General features: G+C 49.0%; 12 protein-coding genes and 1 pseudogene. 9 read left to right on the top strand and 4 right to left on the bottom strand.

What is annotated here, in order from left to right:
* Window positions 1–162: 162 nt before the first annotated feature.
* The gene (locus LF929_RS18075; protein ID WP_038903232.1) at window positions 163–840 is read left to right on the top strand and encodes a DapH/DapD/GlmU-related protein; all 678 of its coding nucleotides are present in this window, start codon (window positions 163–165) and stop codon (window positions 838–840) included.
* A 119-nt stretch (window positions 841–959) separates the two neighbouring features.
* Here LF929_RS18075 and uraD read toward each other — a convergent pair whose 3' ends face one another.
* Together uraD and LF929_RS18065 are read right to left on the bottom strand one after the other, a co-directional pair.
* Window positions 960–1,457 carry a 2-oxo-4-hydroxy-4-carboxy-5-ureidoimidazoline decarboxylase gene (uraD, locus tag LF929_RS18070; protein ID WP_210176080.1) on the bottom strand — a complete coding sequence of 166 codons (498 nt, stop codon included), beginning with the start codon at window positions 1,455–1,457 and terminating at the stop codon, window positions 960–962.
* Between the two features lie 615 nt (window positions 1,458–2,072).
* Window positions 2,073–4,412, bottom strand: a complete 2,340-nt coding sequence (locus LF929_RS18065) for a heavy metal translocating P-type ATPase (RefSeq protein ID WP_226093211.1) — start codon at window positions 4,410–4,412, stop codon at window positions 2,073–2,075.
* Between the two features lie 69 nt (window positions 4,413–4,481).
* Between LF929_RS18065 and cadR the strand changes: the two genes are divergently transcribed.
* Window positions 4,482–4,913 carry a Cd(II)/Pb(II)-responsive transcriptional regulator gene (gene cadR / locus LF929_RS18060; RefSeq protein ID WP_038903235.1) on the top strand — a complete coding sequence of 144 codons (432 nt, stop codon included), beginning with the start codon at window positions 4,482–4,484 and terminating at the stop codon, window positions 4,911–4,913.
* Between the two features lie 72 nt (window positions 4,914–4,985).
* On the opposite strand, the pseudogene LF929_RS18055 reads toward cadR, so the two are convergent.
* Window positions 4,986–5,090 (bottom strand): annotated as a pseudogene (locus LF929_RS18055) (GntR family transcriptional regulator); the annotation flags it as partial.
* Between the two features lie 35 nt (window positions 5,091–5,125).
* On the opposite strand from LF929_RS18055, the gene LF929_RS18050 reads away from it, so the two are divergent.
* From LF929_RS18050 to LF929_RS18030, 5 genes are all read left to right on the top strand, one after another.
* Entirely contained in the window at window positions 5,126–6,520 is a 1,395-nt protein-coding gene (locus LF929_RS18050; protein WP_226093210.1) for a DUF4832 domain-containing protein, read from the top strand.
* A gap of 29 nt (window positions 6,521–6,549) precedes the next feature.
* Window positions 6,550–7,050 (top strand): serine acetyltransferase, encoded by a 501-nt coding sequence (locus LF929_RS18045; protein ID WP_038906983.1) that lies wholly within the window; start codon window positions 6,550–6,552, stop codon window positions 7,048–7,050.
* Between the two features lie 476 nt (window positions 7,051–7,526).
* The gene (locus LF929_RS18040; RefSeq protein ID WP_226093209.1) at window positions 7,527–7,763 is read left to right on the top strand and encodes a helix-turn-helix domain-containing protein; all 237 of its coding nucleotides are present in this window, start codon (window positions 7,527–7,529) and stop codon (window positions 7,761–7,763) included.
* Entirely contained in the window at window positions 7,756–8,319 is a 564-nt protein-coding gene (locus LF929_RS18035) for a hypothetical protein (protein ID WP_226093208.1), read from the top strand. The genes LF929_RS18040 and LF929_RS18035 overlap by 8 nt, the downstream gene beginning before the upstream one ends.
* A 5-nt stretch (window positions 8,320–8,324) precedes the next feature.
* The gene (locus tag LF929_RS18030; RefSeq protein ID WP_226093207.1) at window positions 8,325–9,488 is read left to right on the top strand and encodes a DNA cytosine methyltransferase; all 1,164 of its coding nucleotides are present in this window, start codon (window positions 8,325–8,327) and stop codon (window positions 9,486–9,488) included.
* Between the two features lie 339 nt (window positions 9,489–9,827).
* On the opposite strand, the gene LF929_RS18025 is transcribed toward LF929_RS18030, so the two are convergent.
* Window positions 9,828–10,046: a type II toxin-antitoxin system CcdA family antitoxin gene (locus tag LF929_RS18025; RefSeq protein WP_226093206.1), complete on the bottom strand. Its 219-nt coding sequence runs from the start codon at window positions 10,044–10,046 to the stop codon at window positions 9,828–9,830.
* A gap of 873 nt (window positions 10,047–10,919) precedes the next feature.
* Here LF929_RS18025 and LF929_RS18020 point away from each other — a divergent pair.
* Together LF929_RS18020 and LF929_RS18015 are read left to right on the top strand one after the other, a co-directional pair.
* On the top strand, window positions 10,920–12,950 hold the full coding sequence (locus tag LF929_RS18020; protein WP_226093205.1) for an RNA-binding domain-containing protein: 2,031 nt from the start codon (window positions 10,920–10,922) through the stop codon (window positions 12,948–12,950).
* Between the two features lie 40 nt (window positions 12,951–12,990).
* A complete protein-coding gene (locus LF929_RS18015; protein ID WP_071599258.1) occupies window positions 12,991–14,004 on the top strand; it encodes an SIR2 family protein in 1,014 nt (337 codons plus the stop codon).
* The last annotated feature ends 2 nt before the right edge of the window (window positions 14,005–14,006 follow it).

The following is a 14,006-nucleotide window of genomic DNA, read 5'->3' as shown; positions in this document are numbered from 1 at the left end:
GTTGTCATCGCTCAGTGACAGGATGGGCTTCTTATGTCGTTACGCGCGTTATGCGTTATGTCACGTGCTGTGTTTTCACGCATGACGTGTGCCAACTCGTATTGTTTTGATGGGAATACTGTTTTAACGCCTATCACGTGTCAACGAACCAGGAAACCGATTATGAGTCCTCAATCGCCATCACCGGTCCTTAGCCCGGAACCCCGTATTGCCAACGACGTACAAGCCTACCACATCGAATTAGGGCGCTGGACGGAAGTCGCCGACCGTACTGTGCTCAATCATGTCGCGTTGGGGGATTACAGCTACATCATGAATGATTGCGACCTGATGTTTACCCGCATTGGCAAGTTTACCTCGATTGCCTCGCACGTTCGTATTAACCCCAGCAACCACCCGTGGTGGCGGCCGACGCTGCATCATTTCACCTATCGCCCCGGCAAATACCGATTGAGCGATAACCCGGCGGCGGTTGACGAGGAGATTTTCAACTGGCGTCAGCAAGATGAGGTCGTGATCGGCCATGATGTCTGGATAGGTCACGGTGCGATTGTGTTGCCCGGGGTGACTATCGGCAATGGCGCTATCATCGGTGCGGGCAGTATCGTGACTAAACCGGTTCCCGCCTGGACCATTGTTGTCGGTAACCCGGCGCGGGTGTTGCGCCCGCGTTTTGAGGACCCCACAGTGGCGGAAAAACTGGAACAGTTATGTTGGTGGGATTGGCCGGATGAAAAAATTCGCCAGCATTTTCATCTGTTCCAGCAGGATGTGACCGAGTTTGTGAGTTATTTCTATCGTGACGGATCACTCCCGCCATTGTCTGAGCAGCCGGTGTGATAGACCGACAGACTGATAGACCGATAAACCGCCGGGCGGTATCCCGCAGGTGTTGGGGTACCGCCGGGTAACGAGACGCTTTTCAGCCATGTCAGCGTGTTGCCGGTATCACCCGCCGTTTATTCGCTGATCATGCTTTCCAGCCTGAGCAGGGTAATCTGGCGCAGCTGTTCCAGCGCTTCCGCTGCTTCTTGCCGGTCATCGTTTTGCAGCCGTCGATGCAGGATACGCAAAATTTCTTCCCCGCTACGGCCTTTGGCGTGGATCAGAAATACCCGACCAAAGCGGGATTCGTAACGGGCATTGCCTGCGCGCAGTGCGTTAGCCAGCGTATTCTCGCTGCTGTGCGCCATCACCGGCTCCTGACTGGGGCGGGCTGTGCCCGATACACTCACGGCTGGTTCGCCGATACGTGGGTGGGTACGTAGCGCCTGCACCAGCTCTTCTTCCTGCCAGCCTTGGGTTGCCTGTAGCCCGGCGGCCAGAAGGGCGGCACGGTTGCCGTAAGGGCGGCCTGCGGTGACCTGTTTGGCCCAGCCAGGCAATGCCACGCACGGCGTTATCAGCGTCACCGCTTCGCTAACGCTGAGCAGATTAAACTGTTCCAACGTAATCATCGTCGCTCCTTGTTCGGTTGTATTGACGCAATACGACGTGAATTCCCTGTTGTCACGCCGGTTTTGTAGGATAGGATTTTGTCTTTGCAATTCACATGCCAGTTGTTGCCAGAGCGCCAGATCAGAATCCGGTGTTGCTCAGGACAGACAACCGATTCACGGTAGCGCATAAAATTGCACTTTCATGGTGCAATTATAGCGTGGTGCTGTGTGTCGGGTGGTCTTTGCTATGGTCGGGGATTGTTCGCAATCGTCTGATGGCGGAGCACCGGCATCCTGTTGATGCGGCATCTGTTGCTTGGGTAATCAGTGAAGTGAGTCATCACTAACTTCGTTGGCTGGTTATAACGTATAGCGGTTGTCGGCGAAAATACAGGCGACGAGTCGCCCAGCTGTGGCATGAATCCACGATGAAACCATCGTAACACCATCATCGTAGGACCATATAAAGTAGAACCATAAAAGTTGGTGAGTACATATCTACTCTTAAATGAGCATCTGTCTTAAGTAACCCCGTCGCGGATACTACACTGTCCATGGCCCCCACAGGCAGAGGGCCACAGCGACATCGTGTCTGGCTTGCCCGGCGAAGGGGCGCTGATAAGACTGCTGAGGTCAGTGTGTGCTTACTGATGACTGACGCAGCAGCCGCAGACCATTACCGACCACCAGCAAACTGGCACCGACATCGGCAAAGACCGCCATCCACATCGTCCCCATGCCCAGCAACGTGAGCGTCAGGAACACCGCTTTGATGCCGAGTGCCAGTACGATGTTTTGAATTAAGATGGCACGGGTGGCTTTAGAAATACGCACAAATTCCGGAATTTTGCGCAAATCATCGTTCATCAGTGCGACATCGGCGGTTTCGATGGCACTGTCGGCACCCATTGCGCCCATCGCGAAACCGATATCGGCGCGCGCCAGCGCCGGGGTGTCGTTGATGCCGTCGCCGACCATGCCTGTTATGCCCAGTGCGGATAACCGTTCAATCTGCGACAGTTTATCTTCCGGCAACAGGTTACCGCGTGCTTCATCAATCCCGACGTCGCGGGCGATAGCCTGCGCTACGTACTGGTTATCGCCGGTGAGCATCAGGGTTTTGATTCCCGCCTGATGCAGCGCGTTGATGGCCTCCCGACTGGAGGGTTTGACGGTATCGGCTACCGTCATCAGCGCCAACACCCGCCGTTCGTCACCCAGTATGATCACCGTGTTACCGGCCTGCTCCAGCGCTGTCAGCCGCTCGCTGATTGCCGCCGCCGCATCACCCAGCCATTGCCGGGCCAGTCGCAGGTTGCCAAGGAAATAGCGCTGCCCTTGCAGGGTACCGATAACGCCTTGTCCGACAACGGCACTGAAGTTATCGACATCCAGTAATGGTGTGCCGGCCTCCTGTGCCGCCTTTGCCACGGCTTGTGACACCGGGTGGTCTGAACGGCTGGCCAGACTGGCAGCCAGTTGCCGACAACGGGCGTCATCCGCGTCAGCGACCGGTTCAAAACCGGTTTGTACCGGTTTGCCGTGGGTCAGCGTGCCGGTTTTATCCAGCGCCAGCCAGGAGAGCGCATGCCCTTTTTCCAGGAACACCCCGCCTTTAATCAAAATACCGCGTCGTGCCGCCGCCGCCAGCCCACTGACGATGGTGACCGGGGTAGAAATCACCAGCGCGCACGGGCAGGCGATCACCAGCAGTACCAGCGCTTTGTACGCCCAGTCCAGCCAACTGCCGCCCGTTAACAGTGGCGGCAAGACCGCGACCAGTACCGCCCCCAAAAAGACCAGCGGGGTGTAAACGCGGGCAAACTGATCGACAAACCGTTGTGTCGGTGCCCGGGTGCCCTGCGCCTGTTCTACCGCGTGAATAATCCGTGCCAGCGTGGTGTTGGCCGCCGCCGCCGTTACCCGATATTCAAATGAACCGCTTTCATTGATGGTTCCGGCAAATACGCTGTCGCCGACGCGCTTATCCACCGGCAGGCTTTCGCCGGTAATCGGTGCCTGATTAACCGCGGAATGGCCACGGGTGATGTCGCCATCCAACGCGATGCGTTCGCCGGGGCGAACCCGCACGATGCTGCCGGGTGTAATGGTGTTGGCTTCCACATCGCGCCAGTTGCCATCCGGTTGTTGTACGGTGGCGGTCTCCGGTGCCAGATTCATCAGCCCGGCGATGGCGTTACGGGCGCGGTCCAGCGAACGCGCTTCGATGTGCTCGGCAAGAGTAAACAACACCATGACCATTGCGGCTTCCGGCCACTGTTGCAGGATAAGTGCACCGGTTACTGCGATACTCATCAACGCATTAATGTTCAGGTTGCCATTGCGAAGGGCCGTCCAGCCTTTGCGATAGGTGGTCAACCCGCTGACGGCCACCGCAAGGATCGCCAGCACCGCCGCCCACCATTCAGGCAGTGCGCTCCATTCCACGGCTTCGGCTGCACCGGCGGCGAGCACCGCCAGCCCCAACGGCCACCAGGATTTTTTCGGCTCAGGCGGCAGGGCGGAGCGGTCATTTGCGGCACGCACTTCAGGCTCAAACCCTAACGCGCGGATAGCGGCCAGAACGGTGTCCAGTGCATCGTAACGGTGGGTGACGGTCATGACCCGCTGCATCAGGTTGAATTCCAGTGCACTGACCTCCGGCAGCGTATCGAGCTTTTTACGCAGCATGGTTTCTTCCGTCGGGCAGTCCATCTGCATGATGCGGATCGGTGTCCGTTGCTGATCGCCGCTGCGCTCGGCACTCGCCAGCACACTGACAGGTTGTACCGCACTGTCACAGCAGTGATGAGCGCAAGTCTGTTCCGATTGCTGTATATGGCCGGCGGCATGCGGTGTCTGGCATGACCCGGCTTGTGTTTGATGATGTGGACGGAACAGGGCCTTGCCCGGTTTTTCCGGTGCGACAGGCTGGAGCTGGCGCACAGAAGCAGGGGAATGTTTTTCTGACATGGTTGATTCCTGTTCGGGATTTTGTTGTAGTAAAAACCCTGTAGCAACTACAGGGTCAAGGGGAATCACATGAAAATTGGCGATCTGGCGAAAGCAACCAACACCACACCGGAAACCATTCGTTTTTATGAGAAGAAAGGGCTACTGCCCGAACCGGAACGCACCGAAGGGAATTATCGTCACTATCATCAGTTTCATGCCGACAGGCTGCGGTTTATCCGTAACTGCCGCTCGCTGGACATGAACCACGATGAAATCCGTGCGCTGATTGCGCTTAGTGAGCAACCGGCTGCCAGTTGCGAAGGGGTTAACGCGCTGCTGAATGAGCATCTGGGGCATGTCGAAGCACGCCTGGCGCAGTTACAGCAACTGAAAGCGCAACTGATGGATATCAGCCAGCGCTGTCAGGTGACGCAAACGGTGGATGGCTGTGGCATTTTGCACGGGTTGTCCGAGCTGGAGCCTGAAGACAGCAGCATCGGTCATACGCATTTAGGCTGAGCCAGCCAACGCGATGCTCACTCTCTGGGCGTGTAGGGCTGGTAAAGGCTAACGCCATGGCTACCTATTCGGCTATGTCGATTCCCGCTCGATAAGTTCGAAGCCGATATCAATAATCGTGTCGCTGGGGGTATGCCCTGCAATATGGTCTGCCAGTAAGGCGGCGGCCCGGCGGCCCGGCGGCCCATCTCTTGTCTAAAGAGGAGTCATCAGTGCGTTTTAAAATGATCGTACTGGGAGGGATGTTATTTTCGGTTTTGGGTGTCGCTGTCGCCTCCATGACGACCGTGACCCTGCGAGGGATAAACGGCCCGCTCACGAACCCAGGTACTGGCGTTGCCAGCGTTAACTGGGGGAATGGCACGACCCTATCGCTGGCTGATTACCCTGACACGGGCATTGAATACGATCGTTTTTACTGGAGCGAGCTGGAGCCGGTGGAAGGCCGTTATAACTTTCAACTGGTGGATGCGGTTTTTGCGCAGGCCCGGCAACATCAGCCAGCAATGGGGGTTGGGCTGCGTTTTATGGCGCTGGATGAACCTGCCAGTGGCTCGAAGATCCCCGACTGGTTGATCCAAAAAGGCATTAAGGGTGAGTGGACGCCGGATAAAAAAACCTTTGTGCCGGACTGGGGTGACCCGGTGTTTACCAAATACAGCCAGCGTTTGCTGAACGCTTTTGGCCGCCGTTATGACGGCAATGCGAATCTGGCTTATGTCGATATTGGGTTGGTCGGCTCCTGTGGGGAATGGCATAACAGTAATTTCCCCTCGATTAAGCCGTTGCTGGAACGCTATACCCCAGCCCAGTTAAATAAGTACGTCACCTTGTTTTTCAACGCGTTTCCCCAAAGCCCCAAAGTGATGTTAATTAGCGGGGGAGACTCGCTGACCTATGCCGTGAAACAAGGTGCGGGATGGCGCGCTGATTGCTGGGGAGACTGGCATAACTTTTCACTGGGATGGAGCCACATGAAGGACGATTATCCAGTGCGGCTGCAAGCGGCAGAAGTGGCGTATCCCGGTTTTAGTGCTGCGTGGCAACGTGCGTCAGTGAGCCTGGAAATCTGCGGTTATATGTCGGAGTGGTTAAGCGTTCAGTACTATTCACGGGAGCAAGTACAAGCGACGTTTGACTGGGCGCTGGCGCAACATGCCAGTACCATTAACCTGAAATCGCGCGCCGTACCGGCGCAATATCGGGACATTGTGGATAACGCGCTCACCAAATTGGGGTATCGCTTTCGACTGGCGTCGTTAACTCATGAATCTGAACTGGCAACAGGGCAGAGCCTGATATTAAGCAGCCAATGGTTTAACGATGGCGTAGCACCGGTTTATCTGAAATATGATTTGGCCTACCGCGTGGTCAATGACGCCAACAGCGTTATGGTCATGGGAAAAACGACGGAAGACCTCCGCACCTGGTTGCCGGGGCAACATAACTGCGTCTACCAGTTGGACATGCCCGAATCATTACCGGCCGGGCAATATAATATTGATGTGGCGATGTTGGATGCCAAAGGCGTGTCGCGAATTAATCTTGCCAATGAAGGTAAGCAGGCCGATGGCTGGTATCGGGTTTCTACGATCATTGTGCGCTAAGCGCGGAATAATAAATAATAGACATTATTATGCTGAAAAATATTAGCCATGTATGGCGAGAAGTGAATACGGCAGGCAGTATTAAATCTAAACTGGTCATCCTGTTATTTCGACTTTCAACTATCTGGCAGTCGTCAAATCTGCTGCTGAAAATAGTCAGTCTCCCTTTTGTTATTCTGAACAAGGTAATCAATGAATGGGTGTTCTGTGTGGAGATCCCACACAGAACCCAAATCGGTTTTGGGCTGAAGATATATCACCCTCACTGCATTGTGCTGAATGCCGACGTTGTTATCGGGGATAACTGCACGTTACGCCAGGGCGTGACCATTGGCAGCGTAGTCAACCGTGATGGTCAGGCGACGAAAAGCCCGGTACTGGGCAATCAGGTAGAACTGGGCGCGAACGCTATCCTGCTGGGCGACATCACCGTGGGGGATAACGTCAAAGTGGGGGCCGGAACCGTGGTCACCAAAAGTCTGGCGGAAAACAAAGTGGTCGTCGGGTATGGGGTTAGGGAGTTGAATTGAGTTTATCCTAATGACTTGGCGAATAGCCAAAGCTGCCTTGTGGGTGTTTTTTGAATAATTGTGCTGAACTCGGAGTCGAATCAAGGGAATGGGGATTTTCAATCCTTTCCAAAATGACCAAGTAAAAACCTGAAATCTGCTAGAGGAAATTTTTCCAAGGAACTCCTTAGCTACCGATTTTCATGTTCTACTTAAATGTTTTATTTCGCCGAAAAAATAGTCGCACCTAAACTGCCAGATGCCTATCAGTGGTTGTCATAGATAAACACTGGGGGTGATAGATATTAAAAGTGCCCAGCTATATGCTGTCGGCCAAAATCTTTATTTAGGGCATGCTTAGTTACGCAAAATCAATATGTTTGATGTATTTTATCGGCATGAAAAGCATGGGGTAACATTAGTAGTGTGACTCATAGTCCGTGGACTTATAGTCATCACAAAGGTGATTATACATTTCCTTTTATAAGGAGATGTGCATGACTGAAGAGCAGACGCTGAGAGCTTTTGGCATGAGAGTATGTAGTTTACGAGCTCAGCTTAAGCTGAGCCAAGAACAACTTGCTGAAAGAGCCCAGTTAGATCGTACATACATTAGCTCTATTGAACGAGGTCAGAGAAATATTGGTCTTCTGAATATATGCAAACTGGCTATAGCATTACATGTTTCGCCAGAACGTCTCCTTGCTAATTTAGGAGAATATATTCATGAATAGTTCATTGGATGCTGCTTTTGATTTCTATTCTAGTCATATTTATGATGAGGAAAAGATTAATCTTTTGAGAGAGCACGGACTTAAAGTTGCAGGACATGTTCCTTCAGTAATTTGGGAGCTTTTTGGTTCAATACTGACGGGGCGTTATGGTAATGGTGTTACTGGTGCAGATCTTCAGGGATGGGAAGTAAAATCCTCAACTCAAGGAAGTTCTTATGAATACCAGTACCATTTAAATACAGGAGAGGCAAAACTCATAGAAGATTGTTATGTCAATCACTTATTCTGTTCCTATTCTAGTGATTATCGAGATGTAGTAGTTAAAGCCATTCCTGGTCGTGAACTAAGAAATGATTTTTTTAATGTTTGGTTACCTGAGTATCGCTTAAACTACGATAGATCTGCCGCTAGTTCAGTTAGACGGCAACGATTTAGAAAATCAATACCTTACGGTTTTGTTCAGCGTTGTGGACGCACTCTTTTAGAAATTAAATCTGGTTATATGTACAGTAAAGATGATAGTCTTCTCCAAGAGTTGAATCAACTGGTTGGTTAGTTACTATGACATTTGCTGAGTTTTTTGCTGGAGTGGGGTTAGTAAGAGAGGGACTGGAGAGCTCTGGTTGGAAGTGCGTCTGGGCCAATGATATTTCTGCTGATAAAATGCACACTTATGTGAAAAATTATGGTGAAGAACATTTCCATTTAGAAGATATTTGGAAAGTAGCAGCTGAACCAGAAAAGGCTATACCTAGCGACATTTTTCTTTATACAGCGTCATTTCCATGTACAGATCTGTCAGTTGCTGGGTCACGAGCTGGATTAGCAGGAACTGAATCAGGGACATTGAGAGCAGTCTTAGAAATTCTTAAGAAAAAGAAATTATCGAATGACCAGCCTAAAATGGTAATGTTAGAAAATGTCTCTGGTTTTTTAACATCTCATAATGGGAAGGATGTTGTAGATACAGTTAGCGTCTTGTCTAATTTAGGGTATTTTATTGATATAATTGAGCTAGATGCTGTTCTTTTTACGCCACAGAGTCGCCCGAGAGTATTTCTTATTGCAGTAGATGAATCTATTGCCTCTGAGTTTATGTATATCAAAAATGCTCTCAATCCTCTTGATCCGTGGTGGGAAAAGTTTGATGAGCAACCAAAATTACGATCGGAAAAATTAAAAAAAATCATTGCTTCTAATGAAACGTTAAATTGGGGGTTATTTGATATTCCGCTTCCTCAACTAAGAACTCAAACAATTGATGATATAATTGAGGCGGATATTCCGATGGAATCGCCGTTGTGGTGGAGTACTGAGCGTAAAAAACATTTATTCTCACAAATGAATCAATCCCATCAATTGAAATTAAACGAAATGGTTGAGAAAGCGCGCTATTCGTATGGTACTGTGTTTCGGAGAATGCGTTCTGGTAAATCAATGGCAGAACTTAGAACGGATGGAATAGCTGGATGTTTAAGAACACCTAGAGGTGGTTCAAGTAAACAAATATTGGTTTGTGCTGGGCATGGTAATTGGAATGTTAGGTTATTGACCCCAAGGGAATATGCTAGATTGCAAGGGGTAAGGGATGATTTCATCCTTCCTGATAATACAAATAAGGGATATTTTGCTATGGGTGATGCCGTGTGTGTTCCTGCGATTGAACACTTATCTAAGTATGCTTTAACCCCAGTTTATCGTACTTATATGAAAGAGTTGTATTAGCTCAAACCGGATCTGACAGTTACCGGGTATTCATATAGGTATCTGTCAGATTATGTAAGTATCCTGCTAAACCTAGCCATTTATTTTTAGAGGTATTTTGGCTCATTGGTGTTACCTAACTTCGGGGGAGGAGGGAACGTGATGCAACATTCAGGATCTCTGCCATCGATGTGGATCAGCGGGAACAGCGCCTTATTCACTTTCTCAGACAGGTGATGTCATTCGATACGCAGGATAACCATGCGCCGCTTCGGTGTCTCGACAATATCACTTTGCATATCGACAAACATTGTCTAACGGCTGGTGTATTTATTATCTGCGAACCAACGCATTGAATGCTCACCAGTTCCTGTTTTCATCAGCAAAGGAGCCGTTCTGTGCGATAAACTGGGCGATTTCGTCCATCCCTTCGCGGTTTTCCTGCTTCCATTCTTCAACTTTAGTGCAACGAGCTTGTCTGTCAGGCACGGCATTGGCCTGACCAGAAAGAGGTGCGCCAGCAGTACTCTGAAGCTGATAAACGTTTTTGTCCACGGTAACGCGGGTGCGGTGTTTCATGAGGGGGATCCCTTTCTGGCCTGAAGGGTGAGGTGTCGCAACGGCGAGTCATCGAACGTATTCGATGGAGAGTCCACAAGCCGAAAAGCAAAAAACCAGCCCGTAGGCTGGTTTTTCTGAATAAGTGGTGCCGGACTCGGAATCGTATTGGTGATTAACGTGCTGTTTGTTATTGGTTCTATTGGTAAAGAGACCAAACAGCGCCCCCACTTAGGCCCCCATAAAAGATCGATTTGGTTTTGTGATGGTTGTCACAAAAGACGTCATTTTGCGAATGGGAGCTTCGTTATGTGTGGATTGAACCGTGCATAGTTTAAGAGTAAAAACTCAGTCTTACCTTCAGTAGCGGGATTTTTATTAGCTTTCATTGAGATATGATATTGAAGGTTTTGAGATAATATTGCGATACGGTTAGTTAATTATTTTTTTAATTTATATTTTTTGAATATTTTTGAAATGTACAAATTTGATGATTGAGATATCTAATCAGCATAGCCTGATTAGATTCCCTTAGTGCAAGTTGTTTCCGGTATCCACCCTCTTTACTTTACTGAGAGAAAGTTACAATAGGTTGGTTTAAATTTTTGCCAAATAGTCGTCTTTAGATGGATAAATTTCGAAATTTTCAAACCACCACATCATAGGCTTAGAGATCACGCCCCTTTCTCGCAGTATCGGACTTGCTGGTATCCCAGATTGATGAATTGACACTCATTGTTAAAGGTCTTGTAGCGTTAAAAACCTTTCATGAAAATCGCAACTTTCTTGATAGACTTTCTATGATCTGAATTTTGTCTTATCCCTTACAACCTACCGGATATTCGGCAGATGCGGTATGATATAGCAGAACATTTTTCAGCCAGAGGAATCTCTATGCCTTTGCAAATAAAAGATATTATAGATCTGCAAACCCTTGTCGAATCGGAACAGGTAGAGTTCAAACTGGCAGGGGGGAAAGACGGCAAAGGCGAGTTACCGAAAGACTTCTGGCCCACCTATTCGGCAATGGCTAATGGTCGAGGTGGCTGGGTGGTTCTGGGCGTAAAAGAGCAGGCAGGCAAGTTCACGCCCGTTGGCGTTATCGATCCTGAAAAGATAAAAACCGATCTGTTTAATCAGCTAAACGATCGCGATCGGGTTAGCGTGAATGTGCTGAAATCAGAAAACGATGTGCAACAGGTCTCTTTGCAGGGGACGGACGTTCTGGCGATCCATATTCCACAGGCGATGCGCAAACAAAAGCCGGTTCATCTGAAAAAGTCCCCATTTGGTAACACCTATCAACGTCTGCACGAAGGCGATCGCCTTTGTGATGATATCACCGTCAAGCGGATGCTTGCAGAGCAGATCCACGACAGCCGTGATAACGAAGTGCTTTCTGAACACTACACCTTTCAGGACGATATCGATCTGGACAGTCTGAAAGTTTACCGCAATCTGCTTTCGGCAAATAACCCGCAGCATCCTTATCTGGCCTGCGAGCCGTTTGAACTATTTAAAATGGTTGGTGGATGGCGTAAAGACAGAGAAACTGGAAAAGAGGGAATTACGCTGGCTGGGGTTCTCATGTTTGGTAAATGGGATGCGATTATTGCCGCTGCACCTAACTACATGGTGGATTATCAGGAACGCCCCGAGGCCAAAACGGAGCTGCGTTGGGTGGATCGGGTATGTCCGGACGGGACATGGTCAGGAAACCTGTTTGATTTTTATCGCAAGGTATACCAAAAGCTGGTCGCCGATCTGAAAGTCCCGTTTACTCTTGAAGAGGGTCAGCGCAGAACGGATACGCCAGTACATATTGCGCTGCGCGAAGCGCTGGTCAACACGCTGGTCCATGCTGATTTTACCGACCGGGTTTCTATTTTGATCGTCAAACGTCCCGATATGTTTGGCTTTCGCAATCCCGGCTTGATGCGTCTGCCGTTGGAGGATGTGATTGTGGGTGGCGTCAGTGATTGCCGCAACAGGTTGCTACACCAGATGTTTTTGCTTATTGGTCTGGGTGAGAAAGCGGGTTCAGGGATGCCGAAGATTTTCAGCGGCTGGAAATCGGCTAACTGGCGAACCCCCAAACTTTGGGAAAAAACGTTTCCTGCGCAGACGCTATTAGAGCTTTCTACCGCTAGCCTGATCCCGCAGAATGTTCTGGATGACCTGCATCAACGATTTGGCGATACCTTCGATCTGCTTGATGATTTTGAACAGGTGATTGTTGCAACGGCAGCGATTGAAGGCTGGGTCAACCATGAACGAGCCTGCCAGTTAACAACACGGCACTCCCGCGAAGTCACGCTGACGCTTCCCCGACTGGAAAGTAAAGGTTTTCTGGTCGCAGAGGGGGAGCAGAAAAGCAAATATTACACCTTGCCCGGCGTATCGGTAATGACACCGGATGAGGTTTTCTCGTTAGGAGCGGTTGTGAGCTCCACACATAACGAGGGGAACTCCGCATATAACGAGCAGAGGTCCACACATAACGAGGGTAACTCCACATATAACGAGCAGAGGTCCACACATAACGAGGAAAGTTCTACATATAAAGCCGAGGACGATCAACCCGCGTCCCGGGATGAGTATGGACGTTTGCTTAACCGCTTTATCGAAAGACCCTATATTGATGATGTTGATAATCTCACCGAGGCTTTCCGGGATTCGTTGTTTACTTTAGCTGCGGTTCCTCGTGAAAAGTTGCGTCTGGGGGATAAAGCGCTGATGAAGAGTGTTATCCTGAATGTGTGTCAGGGGCAGTATATTTCTGTTGCTGCGCTGGGACAGATCCTTAGTCGTAACCCTAATGCGCTGCGTCAGCAGTACCTAAAACCGTTGGTGGAGCAAGGGGAACTGAAGTTGGCGTTTCCGCAGTATAAGAATGACCCGAAGCAGGGGTATAGTGCTGTTTGAAAAACTGATATGTAATATCTTTAATAAGAGCTTATGGGATATGAGTGAACTTGATTACGCAAAACAGGCACAGCGTTTTTACCAGCAAGCCCCTACTATTATTTTAGGTAGTGGAGCATCTGCTGCATTTGGGTTATCAGGTATGGGGGCTTTAGCTACGCATTTATTGCAATCTATAGATCTTAGTCGTAGTGATGGGGCATCTAAAGATAAATGGCAACAGTTTTCTGAGATGCTAAATAACGGAAAAGATCTTGAAACAGCACTACATGAAGTAAGGTTACCAGCAGATTTAACAGAACAAGTTGTTCATCTGACATGGAAGCTATTAAACCCACAAGATATTGATGTCTTTAATCAGTCAATTCAACAGTCAAACTTCTTTCCATTGTCAGAGTTAGTTTCTTCTCTTTTTAGAAGTGCGTTGAATGAAATAAATATCATAACAACAAATTATGACCGATTAGCTGAATATGCAGTAGAGCAAGCGGGACATCATCACTACACGGGTTTTTCACATGGATTTTGTCGCACACAGAAAGGAACTGAACACATTAGATGTAATCGAATTGTTAAAATCCTGAAGGTGCATGGTAGCTTGGATTGGTTTATCAGCCCACTAAATGATATCGTAGGGTATAGTCATTTAAATCTAATCCCTGATAATCATATCCCCAAAATTGTAACGCCTGGCATTGAAAAATATTCAGCGACATATCATGAGCCCTTTAGAACTATTATTAACCTAGCTGACAATGCAATACGAAATGCGACTTCGTATTTATGTATAGGGTTTGGATTTAATGATGAGCATATTCAGGAAAAACTGGTTGAAAAATGTGTGCGAGAGAATGCTTGTATTACACTAATAACTCACGGGTTAACTAATTCTGCTCGTGATTTTCTTCTGAGTGGAAAAGTAAAGAATTTTCTTGCGATAGAATGTGGAAAAGAGCATTCAGGATCTGTTATTTATAGTTCGGAAGCTACAAGCCCAGTTTTTGTTGATGACGACTATTGGAGCTTAAAAGGATATCTAAAATTGGTGTGCTAACG

Source organism: Dickeya oryzae (assembly GCF_020406815.2).
GTDB classification, from domain to species: domain Bacteria; phylum Pseudomonadota; class Gammaproteobacteria; order Enterobacterales; family Enterobacteriaceae; genus Dickeya; species Dickeya oryzae.
Note: the sequence above shows the minus strand (reverse complement) of the source record. Positions and strands in the feature narration are given on the sequence as shown.